This window comes from Paenibacillus taichungensis (assembly GCF_047302525.1).
GTDB lineage: Bacteria > Bacillota > Bacilli > Paenibacillales > Paenibacillaceae > Paenibacillus > Paenibacillus taichungensis_B.
Window position 1 is genome coordinate 6,800,610 of sequence record NZ_CP168020.1, and the last position, 19,021, is coordinate 6,819,630.

The window sequence follows — 19,021 nt, forward strand, 5'->3', positions numbered from 1 at the left end:
ATGTCGGATATTTTGAAGGTAGCCATGCCGAAGGGCCGAATCTATAAGAAAGCCTCCAAACTGTTCCGTGAAGCAGGGCTTGATATTCCGGTAGACGTGGACGATACGCGCAAGCTGGTCATCGAAGTGCCGGAAGCGGGGATGGAGTTCATCATGGCGAAGCCCGTAGACGTGCCAACGTATGTGGAGTATGGAGTAGCGGATATAGGCATTGTGGGTAAAGACGTTCTGCTTGAGGAAAATCGGGACGTGTACGAATTGTTGAACCTGGGAATCGCACAGTGCCGCATGTCTGTTATTGGACTACCGGACTGGACACCTGGCATTCAGCAGCGAGTGGCAACAAAGTACCCGAGAATCGCTTCCCAATATTTCCGCGAGCAAGGACAGCAGGTGGAAGTTATCAAACTGAATGGTTCCATCGAACTTGCACCGCTGATCGGGCTGGCAGATCGAATCGTCGATCTGGTAGAGACGGGACAGACGTTACGTGAGAACGGACTCGTTGAGATGACGGGTATTCTGGATATCACAAGCCGCCTTATTGCCAACCGGGTCAGCTATCGGATGAAGAACGCACGAATTCAGGCATTATGTGATGCACTCCAGCAGGTCATTCCAGCCTCGAATGAGGTATCGGCGGGAATTTTTCGAGGATAAATGAAGCATGTAAGACGGAACGGAAGTCACTAATCGATGATTGATCATATAGCATAAACGGATATTAGACGCATCACAGGCACTACAGGGATAGGGAGGTTGTACGCATGAAAATTGTACCTGCACGGGAATTTGATCTGAAGCGGGAAGTGGAATATGGTACACCGGAGCAAAATGAAACGGTACGGCGCATTGTCAGCGACATCCGCCGGGAAGGAGATGCGGCACTGCTGCGTTACACAGAGCAGCTGGACCGCACGAAGCTGACGGCCGCGGAGCTTCGCGTGCCGCAGGAAGAGTTGCAGGCGGCTTATGCAGCCGTGGAGCCTTCCTTCGTGACGGCGATCCGGCAAGCCGCCGCTAACATTCGTGCTTTTCATGAGAAGCAGAAACGCAACTCATGGATGGATTGGCAGCCGGACGGCAGTCTGCTGGGCCAGGTGATCCGGCCGCTGAAGCGGGTCGGCGTTTATGTACCTGGCGGCAAAGCAGCGTACCCTTCGTCGGTGCTGATGAATGTGATTCCGGCACAGGTGGCTGGCGTGCCGGAGATTGTTCTGGTAACGCCGCCGTCAACGAACGGCGGTGAAGGTATTAACCCGTACATTCTCGTGGCTGCTGCGGAAGCAGGCGTGAGCGAGATGTATCGGGTTGGCGGCGCTCAGGCGATCGCCGCCCTCGCTTACGGCACGGAGAGTATTGCCCCGGTCGACAAGATCTGTGGACCGGGCAATATTTACGTGGCGCTCGCGAAGCGCGAGGTGTACGGCGCAGTCGATATCGACAGTATCGCCGGGCCGAGTGAGATTGTGGTGCTCGCCGATGATACGGCGAATCCGGTATATGTCGCCGCCGACCTGTTGTCGCAGGCGGAGCATGACGAGATGGCATCGGCCATTCTCGTCACGACCTCGGCCGTACTGGCGGAAGCCGTGCAGGCCGAAGTGCGGCAGCAGCTAGAAGTGCTGCCGCGGCGCGATATCGCTGCTGCTTCCGTGGAGCAGCATGGCGCGATTATTGTGGTCGATTCCATCGATGAGGGAATCGATGTGGTGAACCGGCTCGCACCGGAGCATCTGGAGATCATGGTGCAGGAGCCCTTGGCTTACGCTGGCCGGATCGAGAATGCCGGGGCGATCTTCCTCGGCCCGTATAGCTCGGAGCCGGTAGGGGATTATTTTGCGGGACCGAATCATATTATTCCGACAAATGGAACGGCACGATTCAGCTCACCTGTGGACGTGGATGATTTTATCAAAAAATCGAGTTTGATCTATTACAGCAAGGAAGCGTTGCTCCAAAATGGAGCGGCTATTATAGAGTTGGCCCGGCATGAAGGGCTCGAAGGACACGCCCGTGCAATCGCTGTACGGTTAGAACAGGAAGGAAAGGCGGAATCGGATAATGGATAAGCAGAATAATGGGTTGGATCTTCAGAACAAGGGTGCTTTACGTCAGGCAGAGGTAGACCGCAAAACAAATGAAACGAACATTCAGCTTTCTTTTGCCGTAGATGGAACCGGGCAATCTGAGATTGAAACGGACGTACCTTTCCTGAATCATATGCTCGATCTGTTCACAAAGCATGGACAATTTGACCTGAACGTACAGGCGCGCGGCGATGTTGATATTGATGACCATCACACGGTGGAGGATATCGGGATCTGTCTGGGACAGACTCTTCGTGAAGCATTGGGTGACAAGAGGGGAATCAAACGTTATGCGAGTGTATTTGTACCGATGGATGAGGCTCTCGCTCAGGTAGTCATCGATGTCAGCAACCGCCCTCACTTTGAGTACCGTGCACAATACCCGTCTCAGCAAGTGGGCAGCTTCTCAACAGAGCTGGTACATGAGTTCCTGTGGAAACTGGCGCTGGAAGCGCGCATTACATTGCACGTTATCGTGCACTACGGACAAAATACACACCACATGATCGAGGCGATCTTCAAAGCACTGGGACGTGCACTGGATGAGGCAACAACGATTGATCCACGTGTAACAGGTGTGCCTTCCACGAAGGGAGTGCTGTAGACGATGGCGATTGCAATTGTCGATTACGGTATGGGGAACCTGCACAGCGTCGGCAAAGCGGTCGAACGTCTTGGCTACGAAGCGCTGGTCACAGGTGACCGGGACGCGATTCTTGGTGCAGATGGTGTGATTCTGCCAGGTGTAGGTGCATTTGGCGATGCCATGGTGCACTTGCGAGAGAGTGGATTGGACGCTGTGGTGAAGGAAGCGGCAGCTGGACCAACACCGCTTCTCGGCATCTGTCTGGGCATGCAGCTGTTGTTCAGCTCAAGTGAGGAGCATGGCGAGCATGATGGATTGAATATTTTGCCGGGTAAAGTCGTGCGATTCGCACCGGGAGAATTAAAGGTTCCACATATGGGCTGGAATCGATTGCAGTTCCTGCACCCGGAAAATCCGCTATTCGCGGGGCTTGAGGCAGGTCATGTCTATTTTGTCCATTCATATCATGCACGTACGGACGTAGAGAGCGATCTATTGGCAGTAACGGATTACGGACATCCGGTTACGGCGATTGTTGGCAGAGGCTCCAATTTCGGTATGCAGTTCCACCCGGAGAAGAGCGGAGAGCTGGGTATGAAGCTGCTTGGAAACTTCCTGGCGGTGACTGGATCGAAGGCGTAATCATAATTTGGGATCATATGATTTTTTAATTTCATCCTTATAAAATAATACGTAGCTAAACTATATAGAATGTAGCCTAGAGCACAAATATGAATATATTCAGGAGGCCTTGTATGTCATCTTTTATCATATATCCGGCAATTGATATCCGGGACGGCAAATGTGTAAGACTGGTGCAGGGAGATTACAATCAGGAGACGGTATATAACGATGACCCGGTTCAAGTTGCTCTTTCCTGGGAGAAGCAAGGTGGTACATACGTTCATCTGGTGGATCTGGACGGTGCAAAAGCAGGTCATCCCGTGAATGATGAGCTGATCGGGCGTATTGCTTCGGCCGTGAACGTGCCTGTTCAGGTAGGTGGAGGTCTTCGTACAGTGGCTGATGTAGAACGTTTGCTGGGTCTCGGCGTGAGTCGCCTTATTATCGGAACAGCTGCGATTGAGGATCGTGCTTTTACAGAAGAAGTACTGGGTCGGTATGGAGATAAAGTTGCTATTGGTATTGATGCACGTAACGGCTATGTGGCGACACGTGGATGGCTTGAGACATCGGAAGTTCAGGCTGAGGTACTGGCGAAGGAGCTGGCTGCATTTGGTGCAGAAACCTTTATCTTCACAGACATCTCTCGTGATGGCATGATGCAGGGTCCTAACGTGGAAGCAATCGTGTCTCTTGCGAAGGCGAGTGGCCATACGGTGATTGCTTCCGGGGGAGTTAGTGTCATGGATGATCTGCTTCATTTAAGCAAGCATGCGGAAGATGGTGTCGGAGGAGCAATCGTGGGCAAAGCGCTGTATACTGGCAGTATTGATCTGTCCGAAGCGGTACGTGCGGTAAATAAATAATAGCAGGACTATATATAATCAATTAAACATTTGCACGATAACGATCATCAGGAGAGAGGAAGAGGAGCATGCTGGCAAAAAGAATCATTCCTTGTCTGGACGTGAAGGACGGCCGGGTTGTCAAAGGCGTTAACTTCGTCAATCTCCGCGATGCGGGTGATCCGGTGGAGCTGGCGGCGCTGTATGACCGCGAGGGTGCGGACGAACTGGTGTTTCTCGATATCTCCGCTTCGGTGGAAGGCCGCGAAACGATGGAAGAAGTGGTGCGGCAAACCGCAGGCGAGATCGCCATTCCTTTTACCGTAGGTGGGGGGATCTCCAAAGTAGAAGACATGAAGCGCATTCTGCGTGCAGGAGCGGACAAGATTGCGGTAAATACGGCAGCTGTGCTTAATCCTCAGTTGATTGCAGACGGAGCACGCCGCTTTGGTTCCCAGTGTATCGTCGTTGCAATAGACGCCAAGTATAATGAGGCTTGGGGCGAATGGGAAGTGTATACGCATGGTGGACGTAAACCTTCAGGGATAAAGGCGCTGGACTGGGTTAAACAGGCGGAGACCTTAGGCGCTGGAGAAATTTTGCTGACAAGCATGGACGCGGACGGAACGAAGGACGGATTCGATCTGAAGCTGACTGCAGCGGTATCCGAATCAGTACGTATTCCGGTGATTGCTTCGGGCGGTGCGGGCAAGGAATCCCATTTCTATGATGTGTTCACTACAGGCAAAGCGGATGCAGGACTAGCGGCAACAATATTCCATTACAAAGAAATCGCCGTTCCGGCGTTAAAACAACATTTGAGAGAGCAAGGGGTGGAGATCCGTGACTAACGTAAGCAATGAGATCAAGGAGCAGTTATCCTTGGAACAGGTTGTGGAACACATTCGTTGGAGCGATGGTTTGGTACCTGCCATTGTGCAGGATACAGAGACGCGTCAAGTTCTGATGATGGCTTATATGAATCGGGAATCCCTGAAATTGTCGCTGGAATCCGGTGAAACGTGGTTCTGGTCACGCTCGCGTCAAGAGCTGTGGCATAAGGGCGCAACCTCAGGCAATGTACAGACAATCACTTCATTGAAATACGATTGTGATGGTGACACCTTGTTGGTTGAGGTGAAGCCGAAAGGACCTGCTTGCCACACCGGAGCAGTGACGTGTTTCCATAATGAAATCGTGGGCTTGCCAGAGCAATCCGCAGACCAGGCTTCAGGCGATTCTAGTGCAACGACTGCAAGTGCTAGCTCCGAAAGCCGTTTTGAAGTACTGGCTGAACTGGAATCGGTCATTGCAGAGCGTGAACGCGAGCGTCCGGAAGGTGCATATACGACGTACCTGTTCGATAAAGGCGTTGATAAAATTCTGAAAAAAATCGGTGAAGAAGCGTCCGAGACGATCATCGCCGCCAAAAATAAAGACAATGACGAGCTTCGTCTTGAGGTCAGTGACCTGATGTACCACTTGCTTGTTCTGTTGCAAGAGCGCAAGCTGCCGCTGGATGACATCATGTCAGAGCTGAGCCTTCGGCACGAGCGGCCTCGCCGCGATTAGGAGGCGAACCTGTGCGTATAGACTATCATACACACCATGAGCGGTGTGGCCATGCGGTTGGCAAGCTGGAGGCTTATGTGCAGCGTGGGGTGGAGATTGGCCTGTCGCAGATTGGGCTGTCGGATCACATGCCTTTGCTGCATATAGACCCTGCTCACTATTATCCTGAGATGGCGATGCCCATGGACGAACTGCCGCGTTATGTGGAAGAGTGTTTTTCTCTGAAGGAGCGGTACCGTGGTCAGATCGATGTACGTGTCGGTCTCGAAGGCGACTATATTGAAGGCTGGGAGACAGAAATTCGGGCCATTATTGAGCGGTACCCATGGGACTATGTGATTGGATCGGTTCACTTTCTCGGGGAATGGGACATTACGGATTTTCGCCAGACCCATCATTGGGAAGGCAAAGACGTACTGGAAGTCTATCGTCAGTACTATGATGCTGTGAGCAAAGCAGCAGCGACGGGAATGTACGATATTATGGGTCATACGGATGTAATCAAACGCTTTGGCTTCACTCCGGCACCAGAGCAGACTGAAGAGCGTATAGCCCTTGAAAACGCAGCGCTGCAAGCTATCGCGAAAAGTGGCTGTGCCATGGAGCTCAATGCATCAGGATTATCGAAGCCATGCGCAGAGATGTTCCCTGGTCGCCGGATGTTAACGGAGGCCATTCAATTGGGGATTCCGCTGACGCTTGGCTCTGATGCACATGATCCGCTGAAGCTGGGGGATTATCTGCCTGAGGCCGAGGCGCTCTTGCGTGAGCTGGGCTGTACGGAGGTAGCCGTTTTTGAAGGCCGACAGCGCTCGTTCCTTTCTTTAAATGTATAAGGCAGTGGAGTATAATGAGGGTAGGAAATAACCTTTTTAGATAAAGGATTATATTGGGACTTCAACCCTCGGGAGGGCATTATGCAGCATTCGTTACGTATTTTTTCCGGTTCATCGAACCCTAAGCTGGCAGAACAGGTATGCGACAAGCTGGGTGTACAACTAGGCAAGATCAAACTGTCCCGGTTCAAGAGCGGAGAAATATACGTTCACTACGAAGAGACGATCCGCAACTGTGATGTGTTTCTGATACAATCATTATCTCATCCGATTAACGAGTTGTTCGTTGAACTGCTCGTCATGATTGATGCAGCCAAAAGGGCTTCTGCCCGTACGGTAAATATTATTGTTCCTTATTACGGATATGCCCGTCAGGAACGCAAGTCTGCTCCGCGTGAGCCGATCTCGGCCAAGATGGTTGCGGATGTGTTAACTACCGCCGGAGCAAACCGGGTGGTTACCATTGATCTGCATGCAGCGGCAATTCAAGGATTTTTCAATATTCCTGTGGATCACATGACATCATTGGATCTCATCAGTGATTATTTGCTGAGTAAAGGGATTGAAAATCCAGTAGTTGTCTCCCCTGATGCGGGACGAGCTTCGATGGCGGAGAAACTGGCGAATCGTCTGGATTCCCCTTTTGCCATTATGATCAAGAAGCGGCCAAGCCACAATGAATCGATCATTACGCATGTCATTGGGGATGTTGAGGGTCGAACTCCGATTATTATTGAGGATCTGATCGATACTGGAACGACAATTCTCAACGTTGTTGAAGGGTTGAAGGAGCGAGGCTCCAAAAACGTATATGTATGCGCAACACATGGCCTGTTCTCGGACGGAGCACTAAGTAAACTCAATCACCCGTCTATAGCCGAGGTGGTGGTCACAGACTCCATCGCACTGCCGGATGACCATCCCGAATGCTTCAAAGTGTTGCCCGTAGCTCCAATGCTTGCCCGTGCTGTTCGCATTATTGTGGATGGTGGCTCCATGGCGACGTTGTTTAAAGATTCAGGGATTTAATCATGCAGCACAGATTTGTGTGAATCCAGGTGTACTGTACCGTGTTTGAGTAGTTTGCTGCTCAGCACGGTTTTTATTTTTTATGTTGGATTAGGATAGAGATGCGGATGAGTTAAGGAAAAGGAGAGAATCGTTACTGATTTGCTACCTGGGGGCTTGTGCTATAATAACTTAAAATTGATTTTATGGCTGCGTGTATGGGGAATTCAATCCCAGAGATGTAACTGATGTGATGAACAGTAGAACCACGGCTATTATACAACGGTGTCGTGGAGTGAGGAGTGGGGTCTATTGTCCCGGACTTGGTATTATCGTTTACTGTTTTCTTATTTTCCTATTTTCTTTCTTACCATGACCGTACTCATTTTTATCGCTTTTGTTTTCATTAATGACATCTCCAGGGAAGAAACAAGGAAAGCAGACCGTATCTCCTCCAGCTATTTGGTGGACAGTCTGGACCGGACGATCCGGGATATTGAGTTGTCGGTTATGGAAGCGGTGCAGAGTGAGCAGGCCTATAAATATTATTTTAATAGCCAGAACCAGGTGGGCAAAGAGACCGTGTATAGCATTGCACAAAGCTTGCGTGAGCTGACGAGTTCCAACCCTTGGATCCAATCGATTTATTTGTATGACAAGAAAAATGAAAGCGTTTTAACCTCAAGCGGCTCCAAGGATGTAGATAGCTTTTCAGACAAGGCGTGGATCGACCGGATCGAGTCCGGTTCTCTTACTTCAGGCTGGCAGCCCGTCAGGGAATTCGATGCAGGAGTTAATCAGCGTACGCCTATTCGGGTGTTGACGGTGGATAAGGATATGCCCTTGCCATTCGGCTCCGAGGGTGCGCTTGTCATTAATATCAAGATGAGCAGCATCGAGCAGAGTATTGATAGTATGGTTAATGGACAGCTTTCTTTCATGAGTATTCTTGACCGTGACGGTCGAGTTGTTTACGATGCGCATTCAGATCGTGAAGGTGCTGTAGAAGGCCAGGAGCTGAACACCCTTTCGCTGGAAAGACTGGGTTGGACGATCTCCAGTGGGATCAAGGAGGGGAACTTATATGGTTGGGTCTCGGTGGTTTCCTATGTATGGGTGATTATTGCGGTTGTTACCGTCATTTGTGCGATCGTCTATATTATCTATATCACTCGTCGCAACTATAAACCGATTCAGATTATTATGAATCGGATTGAGGCGCATCAGATTCGGGTGCTGGAGCAATCGGGTTCACGGACCGATGAGATGAAATTGATTGATGGCGTGTTGGAAAACCTAATAAACCATATGATGGATTCGGACAAAAAGAGTAGGGAAAACGTGCTGTTGCAACGAAGCAAACTTTTTAACGATCTGCTGAATGGGGAGAATCTGGATCATGCGGTGGAGCGATTAAAGGATCTTTCCCCGTTAACTGGCGTGGATACTTCGTCATGCTTCGCTGTTGTGGTTGGCGAAATCAACCGATATGAGAAGGGATTCCAGGAACGGTTTACGAGAGGTGAGCAGAATACACTCAAATTTGCGTTGATGAATGTTCTGCAAGAGCTCTCGCGCAATGCGGGTATGCAATGCTGGACGGAATGGGTCAGCTCGGATCAGATTGCGATCCTTTTCCTGTCCAAAGACGGCAGCTCGGACATGACTGAGCAGATTCGCTTAGTTGCGGAGGAATGCCGATCTTGGGTTGAGCAGAATCTGCGTATATCATTGAGTTTCGGTATCGGACCGATCGCAGAGGGCATCAAGGCTATTCGTGAATCATACGTGGCGGCTGAGACTGTGATGCACCGCAGATTGCTGAGGGACGGTGATGTCGCTCTGGCCGGGTATGGAGAAACCCAGCAGCAGCTACTTGATACCTATATTTATTTGCAGATGATTGCTGATTTTGTTAAACGGTTTAGGATGTCGAGCAGTCAGTGGCGTGATCAACTGGAGGAGATCTTCGCGGCTTTTGAACGTGATAAGCTGCCAGATGATGAGATTCACTCCTTGATTCAGGCGATGCTACAGATGCTCAGCCGGGAAGTAGCGGTCATGTCTGAACAGCTGCAGGAGAAATTATCGGAGGAAAACATAAACAAGCGGTTGATGCTGATGAAAGAAGCGGAGACACTTGAAGGTGTCAAAGACATTCTGTTTGATGACCTGACGGACTTGTTCAGAACTTATGTGTCGGTAACTGAAACCAAGAGCTACAAAGCGATGGTCAATGAAATGAAAAACTATATTGAAGAACAGTTTGCGAATCCTGATCTTTCGCTGAAACATCTGAGCGATCGATTCCAGATTACCGGCAAACATGCGAGTTATTTGTTCAAGACAGAGTTCAATATGAAGTTTGTAGACTTCCTTACAGAATTGCGGATGAAGGAAACGGAGCGTCTTCTGCGTAGTACGGATCTTTCCCTACAGGACATTGCCTTGAAGGTGGGGTATGCCAATGGAATTACCTTGGGACGTGTATTCAAACGGGTTGAGGGTATTACACCGGGAGACTATCGCCGTATGAAACGTGAACATCACGATTCCGAGTCGTAATTCAAAGGCTCATGCTACGCATTATACCGTGCTAAGCAGAGGGTGGAATTCATGCAGGTTTTTCTCAGGAGAAGCCATGTAGGAGTCCGCCTTTTTTGCTGCTGGTGTAAACCTGTATTCCGTCTTGGAAGCCTGCGCTTATGCAAGAAACCCTTGATTTACGCCTATTTGTGGCCCCTTCACGAATATAGTCAGTCTGCGAAAATCGTCGCTCGGGATAAACCATTATCCTTATGTAAGCGTTTCCGAAACGAGTTTATTGCCAGAGCACGGAAAGATGTGGAATACTCTGGGCAAGCTTTAAACATTCACGCAATGCTAAGGAGATGACAAAATGACAGGAAAAGCAACCAAAGGGAGTCTAAAGAAATGGATGGGATTGGCGCTTACTATGGTAATGGGAGTTTCCTTGCTAGCCGGCTGTTCATCTGCATCGAATCAGGAATCAGAAGGCAGTGCATCAGGCAATGGCGAGCGTGTCACTTTAAAAGTGGAGGTGTTTGATCGCGGCAATAGTCCTTCCCCTTATACCATTACGAATAACTATTTGTCCAAACTGATACAGGAACGGTTCGGCGACCCGAATAACATTGATATACAATTCGTACCGATTCAGCGCTCGGAGGAAGTAACAAAGCTGAATGTCCTAATGGCGAGTAATACGGATGTTCCGGATATTGTATTTGTATATGACTCAAGTGTATTTTATCGTTACGCCGAACAAGGCGGTCTGACTGATGTGGGAGAGTTGATTGATCAATACGGACCAAACCTGAAAAAATTCCTTGGCGAGGACACCCTTAAGTTTGGTCAATTAGAGGGCCAGCAGTTCGCAGTTCCTGGCAAACGTGCCATCACAGGCAGATATAGCTCTTATATTCGTCAGGATTGGCTGGATAAACTGGGATTGCCAGTACCGAAGACGACGGATGAATTGTATACCACTTTGAAAGCATTTAAAGAGAAGGACCCTGGTGGACTTGGTAGCAAAAACATTCCAATGGGAATGGCACTGGCGCCAGCTCAGTTCGAGACTCTAATCTACTCATTTATCAAGCCAATCAGCGGGGATCTGACTTATGCCCAACGTTATGAATTGCCTCTCCATGAAGGCTTCAAGGATGCCATGAAGTTCATGAACAAGCTATACAATGAAGGTTTGATCAGCAAGGACTTCAGTTTGGATGAAGATAAGGCTCAACTGGTGAAGGATGTACAGAACGGCAACATTGGCTATTGGTCTGAGGATGTCGACGCCATCTTCTATGCAGATGGCACACTGGATAATTTGCTTAAAAATGCGCAGGGCAGTAAAGTGCTTCCGGTCGATGCATATACCAACGCTAACGTAGACAACAAACATATCAAATCCCGTTACGGCTCAAACGGCATGTACATCATGATTCCGAAGAGCAGCAAACGTTCGGTGGAAGCAATTAAATATTTGGATTGGATGGCATCAGACAATAACCTGATTGATATTTACAGCGGCGTGGAAGGAGAGAACTATGATCTGGTAGACGGAATTCCTGTTGTCAAAGAGGATGCTTCACAGGAAGCGAAGGATCGTCTGTTCAACGCAGGGGATACAGCTATTATCTCAAACGGTAAAAATATCGGTGATCAGGCTACCAACGAAAAAGCGTGGATCATGGGCTTCCCGCAAAATAATCAGGAAATGCTCAAACAGTCGATTGATATTGCCAACACCGACACGGTAGGACCCATCATTTTTGACAAACCGATTCAGGCAGAGATGAAGTACAGCACGGCGCTCAAAGATAAGCTTAATGTCATTATCGTAAAAACAGCAATGGCTAAACCGGAAGAGTTCGACGCAGTGTATGAACGGGAAATGAATGATTTCATGTCCCTGGGTGGCACAGAACTGAAGAAGGAACTGGATCAAGCGGTTCAGGAGCTTGCTGCGAAATAGTAGTCGGAGATATGTATGAACGTACGAATCCAAAGAACACAAGCTTGATATCGCATCATTCATGAAGGGACTTGTGCCGTCGGCTGAGGTTAAGGCGGCACAGTGTTTCTTCGTTGTTAGGAGGAGACCGACTTGACCGCATACTTGAAGAGGTATTGGCAATTATACGCGTTGATTTCACTGCCCCTCATCTATTTCGTGGTGTTCCGCTACGGACCGATGTATGGCGTTCAGATCGCATTTAAGGATTTTAATCTGTTTCAAGGTATTAACGGCAGTGAGTGGATCGGTTTTGATGCCTTTCGTGAGGTATTCGGGATGCGAGATTTCTACACCACGTTGCGCAACACCTTTATGCTGAATTTTCTTGATCTGATCGTTTCGTTTCCTGCTCCCATTATATTAGCCATCATGCTCTATGAAATCCGGTTTAAATGGTTTCAAAAAATATCGCAGACGATTCTGTATATCCCTCACTTTATTTCGTGGGTCATTATAGGGGGAATTGTGTACCAGTTATTCGGTAACCAATCCGGTATGGTAAACGGTGTACTTGAAAGTATGGGTTTAAATCCGATACCATTTTTGACGGAAAAAAACCCATGGCTCGTGACCTACCTGTTCACTGGTGTCTGGCAAAGTGCAGGCTGGGGAACTATTCTATATCTGGCTGCGCTGACGGGTGTTAATAAGGAACTGTTCGAAGCGGCAGAGATTGATGGAGCGACGCGGCTGAAGAAAATCTGGCATATAACCCTACCAAGCATCAAGCCCACCATCGTAACTCTGCTCATTCTTAATTTGGGTCACATGGTCAGCATCGGCTTTGATCGTCCTTATATTATCGGAAATACGGCAGTACGTGAATATTCCGATGTGCTCAGTACCTTTGTATACCGGGTCGGGCTGGAATCGGGGCAATATACGCTGGCAACCGTCGTTGGACTGTTCCAGGCAGTCGTTGGACTTATATTTGTACTCGGTTCGAACTATATATCGAAAAAGACAACAGGTGAAGGAATTCTTTAAAAGAACAGAAGGTACGCTAAGCTGCTTTATATGTATACCATCAGTAAAGGAGTTGTGCGCATATGAGTGAACGCACCTCAAACCGGATTTTTGATACCGTTATCATCCTGTTTATTAGCTTGTTCGTCGTGTTCTGTCTCGCTCCGTTTCTGCACACGATTGCCATATCATTAAGCTCCAATCGTGCCATTACATCGGGTGAAGTCACCATTTTTCCTAAGGAGTTCAATTGGGATGCGTATGTCAAGGTGTTCTCGGATCATTCGATGCTGTATTCCCTGGGATATACAACCCTCTTGACGATCGCGACAACAGTGTTATGCATGGTGTTCACAATCGCAGCTGCATACCCATTGACCAAGAAAAAAATGAAGGGCCGCAAGCTCTTCATGTACGTGATCATCATTACGATGTTCTTTAGCGGGGGGATCATTCCCGAGTACTTGCTCATTCGTGACCTGCACTTACTTAATTCGCCGTGGGCGCTAATTCTGCCAGGTCTGGTCAGTCCATTTAACCTGATTATCCTGATCTCATTTTTCAATGGTATACCAGAAAGTCTGGAGGAGTCGGCTGAAATTGATGGCAGTTCACATCTGCACACACTGTTGAAAATCATATTGCCGCTGTCGATGCCGGTCATGGCAACTTTAGCGTTGTTCTATGCTGTTGGACGCTGGAATGGCTTCCAGGATTCCCTGATGTACATTAATGATCCTAAGCTGTACCCACTTCAGCTCAAACTGTTCCAAATGGTGCAAAACAACATGGTGAGTGAGCTCACACAGATGGAAGGTGCCAATCGCGCTCCATTAACCCCGGAAAGTCTTAAGGCTGCCACCGTTATTTTTGCAACCGTACCGATTCTGCTCGTCTATCCATGGCTGCAAAAATATTTTGTTAGCGGTGCCATGCTTGGAGCAGTTAAGGGCTGATCGTAGGTTTTCTTAAGCCAATCGTGATTAACCAAATGACAGAGTTACTGCGCCGAATATTCCGCACATCGGCATTTGTTTGGAGGGACTAGACATGTACAGACAACTGGTGGAAAGCAATGACAGAGCAGTGCAACAAGGGATATCCCGGCAAGTGCTTGATCCGGACAGCCGCTATTTTGGAGGAACGATTGATCCCTCTACAGGTATCGCTTGGGTCAACCATACGACCGGAACACCTACAGACATGTGTTACTGGGGAGCAGCACTCGCCAATCCGGATTCGATCTATTATCGGGATGAAGATCTGTTAAATCGTCTTCAGCTTGCATCGGAGTACGCACTCCGTAATCAGCATGGAGACGGCTCTATCTCCCCCGGTTGGACCAATTCCCATTCTCCGCCGGATACTGCATTTCTTGTCGTGGGATATGCCCAGTTATATCAACTTCTTCAGCAGCAGGACTGGGAGCCACTGCAACCTGTGCTGGATAATATGCGCCTGTTTCTGGAACGAACTGTTCCGGTCTTGCTGACTGGAGGCTGTCATACGCCGAATCATCGCTGGGTGCTATGCGCGGCGCTCGGTTTCCTGCATCAATTGTTTGACATGGAGGAAGCTGTGCAGCGTGCAGAGCAGTGGCTGGCTGAAGGTATGGATCTTACGCCTGATGGGGAGTGGACTGAACGAAGCAACGGAATCTACAGCGCGGTTAGCGACATCATGTTGATTCATGCGGCACGCCTGTTGAACCGTCCCGAATTGCTGGACCCGGTGAGACTCAATCTTCGTATGATGGTGTATCTGGTACATCCAACAGGTGAGGTTGTTACGGATTACTCAGGTCGCCAGGATCTGGGGAGCGTGCATGATTTATCACCGTATTACTTGCCGTATGCCATTTTGGCCCGGTTGGACGGTGATCCGATATTTGCCGGCATGGCCGAATGGGCGGGAGAAATGTTAACAGATCCCGGTGTCTGTTCCGTCAATGCGCTCGTCCGGCTGCTGCTGGAGCCGGAGCTTCAGCAGACAGGTAAGGCACGTGATCAGCTGCCTGAGCGGTACGAGATCATACTGAACGAACGATTTGTGCGGGAGGACTATTTACAGCGAATGGATTCGGCAGGTCATCATGGACGCATCTCACACAGCCGGTTGCATACGGACTTCGGCGCACCTGTAGCACGTATTCGGTCCGGTAATACAAGTGCGACTGTAATGACGGAGGTGCCTTCATTCTTTGCCCTTCGTCATGGCGCGGTACGTCTGCTGGCCGTTCAGTTGGCCTCCTATTTTAATCCAGGGTATGTGCCGATGCAGCACATGTCTCGATTGCCAGCAGGTTACCGTCTGACGGGCGAACAGAAGAAGGGCTACTATGGTCCGATCCCGGATAGCCAACTGCCTGAGACGGCGAGAACAGCTATCAGCCCGTGGTATTTGTTGCCCCATCAGAGTCGAGCACTCACCCATGAGCAGACATTCTTTGTACAGACAGAAGTATTACGCATGGAAAATGGCTGGACCCTGAAATTGGCGGGAGAGCAGCCGGAGCAGATCATGATGCAGCTGTCTTTCGTGTTCGGAAGCGAGGGCGAGCTTTCCCATGGGGAATTACTTGAGACGGATGAAGGCCATTATCTGTGGAAGAGCGGCACATTGCGTTATTCCTGTGGAGATGACTGGATTGAGCTAACCGGGGGAGAGGTGGGGCATTTGGCAGCAACCGTACGTGAGGCAAAGCTGCCTAATAAGTGTAAGGTTGTACTGGTTAATTTTATAACTCCTTTCCACAAGATGGTTCATATCTCTCTTTCACCATCCATGGCGTTGAAGCTGTAATTCTGTTGAATCTCTTTATAAGGAAGAGTCCATGAAGCAAAAAGATGACATTTCATTCGAAAGGGATGAGGGGTGTCATCTTTTTTGCGCATTTTTGGCATAAACGACATGAAACTACATATTGAGAAGTGGGCCTTAAGATGTGGTATACTGGAGAGTATGAATGAAAGCAAAGAGGAGGTGCCTTGGAAGATGAAGGGCAAGCTACTGCGGGCTGAGGGACACCTTGCCAATGTTATACCGATTCACTTGGATGCTTCTTTCTTTTTTGAGAGAGCTGTCCGCTCGCTGGACCGTAATCACGTCGACAAGGCATTAAAATATTTTCGTAAAGCTGTTGAATATGAACCGGAAAATCCGGTGAATCATTGTAATATGGCGGGTATATTATCAGAGAAGGGGGATTACGAGGCTTCTAATGCCGTTCTTGCGCATGTGCTCGACGTGGTAGATCCGTCCATGACGGAATGTTATTTCTACATGGCGAACAATTATGCGAATATGGATCGGTTTGAAGAAGCTGAGCAAGCGCTTGTTACGTATTTGGAGGAGGATACCCAGGGTCAGTTTATGACGGAAGCCGAAGAGATGATGGAGCTTCTGTACTATGAGTTGGATCGACCAGCCAAACTGAACCGGATCAAATCACGTAAAGGTGTCGTTGAGCACGATCAGGCGCGGGAATTGTTGGAACAGGGGAAGTTTGCACAGGCGGCTGAGCTGCTGGAAGGCATGTCACCCGATTATCCTGATTATTTGGCTGCTCGCAACAACTTGGCGCTTGCCTATTATTATATGGGGCTGTTTCCCAAAGCGAAAGAGACGATTGCCGAGGTATTGGAGCAGGAGCCTGGTAATTTGCATGCACTGTGTAATCTGGCGATCTTTCACCAGAACGAGAATCGAGCCGACCAAGTGCTGCTTCTGATCAAAAAATTGCGTGTCATCGTGCCTTTTCAGCACGAACAGGTCTACAAACTGGCTACCACGATGGGTATCCTGGGTCAACATGATACGGCTTATGTACATTTCCGTCGCCTGTTGAAGGATGAAGAAACCGCTGCGGACCCAGCTCTCGCACATTATGCAGCAGTCGCAGCTTATAATACAGGACGTTACGATTCCGCTGAACGTCTGTGGCGTCATGTGGGCAAGCTGGATCCGGGTTCGGAAGTATCCCTGTACTATCTGTCCGGTCTCGAGGCTGTGAGACAGGGAGAAAAAGATCCGGAGAAACTAAGTTATCACTATCATCTGCCATTTGACGAGCAATTCAGACAATGGGAGAACTATGGCAACGGCATACCTGAAGAGATGAAAAATGATCCCTTGATCCGATCCTCTTTCTTCTGGGCGTTGCGACATGGGGATCGGGCAACCAAGCTCCAGGTCATTCATGCTCTTGGCATGATTGGTGATTATGAGGTACAACAGGCCCTGCAATCCTTTATCCAGGAACCTGGTGAAGATCAGGAACTGGTGGAAGCCGCTCGTTCTGTATTAAACGGTCTTGATTCAGAAGGAGCTAAGCAGGATGATTCTCCTGTTCTACGACCGTTAACTGCGTTGAGCAAACGCACTATTCCGAAAATCGAGTCGATGACGGAACAAACGGAAACGAAACCTTCATCGCATTGGCAGGCGGTCGTGGACCGTGCGTTACAGATGTCTGAAGCCAAAGCCGAATTGCAGCAAGAAATGGAGCGGCTGTGGACCGACTATGTATCTCGTGTACACCCGGAGGTGCCTGGCACGAAGCAAATTGAAGGCTTGGCTGCAGGATTGGAATATCTGGCGGCCAAAATTCATAGTCGTCCGGTTACCTACCAAAGCATAGCCGACCGGTACGGCATATCAGCTGCCACAGTCAGCAAATATGCACGGCAAATCAATAAAGTGTGCAATTCCAACCCACCGGTCCAGTAAATGTTCCTTGAAATTCTCGCTTTGGGATAGACTTCATTGCGTGAAGGATACATAGGCCTGGAAAACGGGTAAACTTAACGAATAGGTCTCGACATGCCTGTAGAATATCATCATAGCAAGTTATTCGCCACTCAACACACTCTCAACCTTATTAAGGAGGCTGTATCTATATGTCTAAATACAGAACGATTGTGATCGGAACCGGACCTGCGGGTCTGACAGCAGCGATATATCTGGCTCGTGCTAATCTAAACCCACTGGTTATCGAAGGTCTTCAGCCGGGTGGTCAATTGACGACGACAACGGAAGTTGAGAATTTCCCTGGTTTTCCGCAAGGCATTATGGGTCCGGAACTGATGGACAATATGCGCAAGCAAGCGGAGCGTTTTGGAGCAGAGTTCAAAAATGGTTGGGTGGAAGAAGTGGATTTCAGCAAACCGCCCTTCAAGGTTAAAGTTGGAGGTATCGGTGATTTGGAAGCCGAATCGATCATTATCTCTACTGGTGCATCGGCCCGTTATCTCGGTATTCCGGGAGAGCAGGAGAATGTGGGACGTGGGGTTAGTACATGTGCCACATGTGACGGATTCTTTTTCCGTGGTAAAAAGATCGTTGTTGTCGGCGGTGGAGACTCCGCGATGGAGGAAGCCAGCTTCCTGACCCGTTTTGCAACAGACGTTACCTTGGTTCACCGCCGGGACGAATTACGTGCATCGAAAATTATGCAGGATCGGGCTCGCAGCAACGAGAAGGTGAAATGGGCTTTGAACCGCACACCGCTCGAAGTTGTGCCTGAGGCTCTGGGCGTTAAAGGGCTCAAGGTACGTAATAACGAGACCGGACAGGAAGAATTGCTTGAAGCGGATGGCGTATTCATTGCAATTGGACATACACCGAATACGGGGTTCCTGGGCAACCAGATTACTTTGGATGAACATGGTTATGTTGTCGTTAAACCGGGTACAACCGAGACCAACATTCCGGGTGTGTTCGCCTGCGGTGATGTTCAGGATACGAAGTATCGTCAAGCCATTACAGCAGCAGGTTCAGGGTGTATGGCCGCAATGGACTGCGAGAAATTCCTTGAAGGCAGTATTGTGCATGACTGGAGCGAAACACTGGATAAGTAAGCATGAAAAGGGTATGGTTTGGCATAAATTAAGTAGAAGAGACAACGGGAAGTCTCATGATGTGAGAAGCCGGAAGGCTTCTCTTTTTTTGAA

16 protein-coding genes are annotated in these 19,021 nt (G+C 49.1%); all 16 read left to right on the forward strand.

The annotated features are described in order from the left end of the window. The 16 genes from hisG (at position 1) to trxB (ending at position 18,928) form a co-directional block, all read left to right on the forward strand. Entirely contained in the window at positions 1 to 660 is a 660-nt protein-coding gene (gene hisG, locus ACDJ58_RS30745; RefSeq protein WP_064641175.1) for an ATP phosphoribosyltransferase, read from the forward strand. A gap of 107 nt (positions 661 to 767) precedes the next feature. Continuing rightward, positions 768 to 2,072, forward strand: a complete 1,305-nt coding sequence (hisD, locus tag ACDJ58_RS30750) for a histidinol dehydrogenase (protein ID WP_413374437.1) — start codon at positions 768 to 770, stop codon at positions 2,070 to 2,072. Beyond that, positions 2,065 to 2,694 (forward strand): imidazoleglycerol-phosphate dehydratase HisB, encoded by a 630-nt coding sequence (hisB, locus tag ACDJ58_RS30755; protein WP_413374438.1) that lies wholly within the window; start codon positions 2,065 to 2,067, stop codon positions 2,692 to 2,694. Before hisD ends, hisB begins: the two co-directional genes overlap by 8 nt. A gap of 3 nt (positions 2,695 to 2,697) precedes the next feature. Continuing rightward, positions 2,698 to 3,318 (forward strand): imidazole glycerol phosphate synthase subunit HisH, encoded by a 621-nt coding sequence (gene hisH / locus ACDJ58_RS30760; RefSeq protein WP_413374439.1) that lies wholly within the window; start codon positions 2,698 to 2,700, stop codon positions 3,316 to 3,318. A 113-nt stretch (positions 3,319 to 3,431) separates the two neighbouring features. Further along, positions 3,432 to 4,166, forward strand: a complete 735-nt coding sequence (gene hisA, locus ACDJ58_RS30765; protein ID WP_413374440.1) for a 1-(5-phosphoribosyl)-5-[(5-phosphoribosylamino)methylideneamino]imidazole-4-carboxamide isomerase — start codon at positions 3,432 to 3,434, stop codon at positions 4,164 to 4,166. A gap of 68 nt (positions 4,167 to 4,234) precedes the next feature. Beyond that, positions 4,235 to 4,996, forward strand: a complete 762-nt coding sequence (gene hisF / locus ACDJ58_RS30770; RefSeq protein WP_072735753.1) for an imidazole glycerol phosphate synthase subunit HisF — start codon at positions 4,235 to 4,237, stop codon at positions 4,994 to 4,996. Further along, on the forward strand, positions 4,989 to 5,717 hold the full coding sequence (hisIE, locus tag ACDJ58_RS30775) for a bifunctional phosphoribosyl-AMP cyclohydrolase/phosphoribosyl-ATP diphosphatase HisIE (protein WP_413374441.1): 729 nt from the start codon (positions 4,989 to 4,991) through the stop codon (positions 5,715 to 5,717). Before hisF ends, hisIE begins: the two co-directional genes overlap by 8 nt. 11 nt (positions 5,718 to 5,728) lie before the next feature. Continuing rightward, complete coding sequence (hisJ, locus tag ACDJ58_RS30780; protein WP_413374442.1) at positions 5,729 to 6,553, forward strand: histidinol-phosphatase HisJ; 825 nt, start codon at positions 5,729 to 5,731, stop codon at positions 6,551 to 6,553. Positions 6,554 to 6,634: 81 nt separating this feature from the next. Beyond that, the gene (locus ACDJ58_RS30785; protein WP_063566509.1) at positions 6,635 to 7,582 is read left to right on the forward strand and encodes a ribose-phosphate diphosphokinase; all 948 of its coding nucleotides are present in this window, start codon (positions 6,635 to 6,637) and stop codon (positions 7,580 to 7,582) included. 291 nt (positions 7,583 to 7,873) lie between these two features. Then, positions 7,874 to 10,126, forward strand: a complete 2,253-nt coding sequence (locus tag ACDJ58_RS30790) for a helix-turn-helix domain-containing protein (RefSeq protein WP_413374443.1) — start codon at positions 7,874 to 7,876, stop codon at positions 10,124 to 10,126. A gap of 334 nt (positions 10,127 to 10,460) precedes the next feature. Further along, positions 10,461 to 12,062: an extracellular solute-binding protein gene (locus ACDJ58_RS30795; RefSeq protein ID WP_413374444.1), complete on the forward strand. Its 1,602-nt coding sequence runs from the start codon at positions 10,461 to 10,463 to the stop codon at positions 12,060 to 12,062. A 132-nt stretch (positions 12,063 to 12,194) separates the two neighbouring features. Continuing rightward, positions 12,195 to 13,091 (forward strand): ABC transporter permease, encoded by an 897-nt coding sequence (locus ACDJ58_RS30800; RefSeq protein WP_063566506.1) that lies wholly within the window; start codon positions 12,195 to 12,197, stop codon positions 13,089 to 13,091. 62 nt (positions 13,092 to 13,153) lie between these two features. Next, positions 13,154 to 14,026, forward strand: coding sequence for a carbohydrate ABC transporter permease (locus ACDJ58_RS30805; protein WP_413374445.1), 873 nt, complete (start codon positions 13,154 to 13,156; stop codon positions 14,024 to 14,026). Positions 14,027 to 14,120: 94 nt separating this feature from the next. Next, a complete protein-coding gene (locus tag ACDJ58_RS30810; RefSeq protein ID WP_413374446.1) occupies positions 14,121 to 15,872 on the forward strand; it encodes a hypothetical protein in 1,752 nt (583 codons plus the stop codon). 192 nt (positions 15,873 to 16,064) lie between these two features. Next, the gene (locus ACDJ58_RS30815; RefSeq protein ID WP_413374447.1) at positions 16,065 to 17,798 is read left to right on the forward strand and encodes a tetratricopeptide repeat protein; all 1,734 of its coding nucleotides are present in this window, start codon (positions 16,065 to 16,067) and stop codon (positions 17,796 to 17,798) included. Between the two features lie 170 nt (positions 17,799 to 17,968). Next, a complete protein-coding gene (trxB, locus tag ACDJ58_RS30820) occupies positions 17,969 to 18,928 on the forward strand; it encodes a thioredoxin-disulfide reductase (RefSeq protein ID WP_413374448.1) in 960 nt (319 codons plus the stop codon). The last annotated feature ends 93 nt before the right edge of the window (positions 18,929 to 19,021 follow it).

Coding starts and splice junctions, on each gene's coding strand:
- hisG (WP_064641175.1), top strand. CDS start 1: ATGTCGGATATTTTGAAGGTAGCCATGCCGAAGGGCCGAATCTATAAG.
- hisD (WP_413374437.1), top strand. CDS start 768: ATGAAAATTGTACCTGCACGGGAATTTGATCTGAAGCGGGAAGTGGAA.
- hisB (WP_413374438.1), top strand. CDS start 2,065: ATGGATAAGCAGAATAATGGGTTGGATCTTCAGAACAAGGGTGCTTTA.
- hisH (WP_413374439.1), top strand. CDS start 2,698: ATGGCGATTGCAATTGTCGATTACGGTATGGGGAACCTGCACAGCGTC.
- hisA (WP_413374440.1), top strand. CDS start 3,432: ATGTCATCTTTTATCATATATCCGGCAATTGATATCCGGGACGGCAAA.
- hisF (WP_072735753.1), top strand. CDS start 4,235: ATGCTGGCAAAAAGAATCATTCCTTGTCTGGACGTGAAGGACGGCCGG.
- ACDJ58_RS30785 (WP_063566509.1), top strand. CDS start 6,635: ATGCAGCATTCGTTACGTATTTTTTCCGGTTCATCGAACCCTAAGCTG.
- ACDJ58_RS30795 (WP_413374444.1), top strand. CDS start 10,461: ATGACAGGAAAAGCAACCAAAGGGAGTCTAAAGAAATGGATGGGATTG.
- ACDJ58_RS30805 (WP_413374445.1), top strand. CDS start 13,154: ATGAGTGAACGCACCTCAAACCGGATTTTTGATACCGTTATCATCCTG.
- ACDJ58_RS30810 (WP_413374446.1), top strand. CDS start 14,121: ATGTACAGACAACTGGTGGAAAGCAATGACAGAGCAGTGCAACAAGGG.
- ACDJ58_RS30815 (WP_413374447.1), top strand. CDS start 16,065: ATGAAGGGCAAGCTACTGCGGGCTGAGGGACACCTTGCCAATGTTATA.
- trxB (WP_413374448.1), top strand. CDS start 17,969: ATGTCTAAATACAGAACGATTGTGATCGGAACCGGACCTGCGGGTCTG.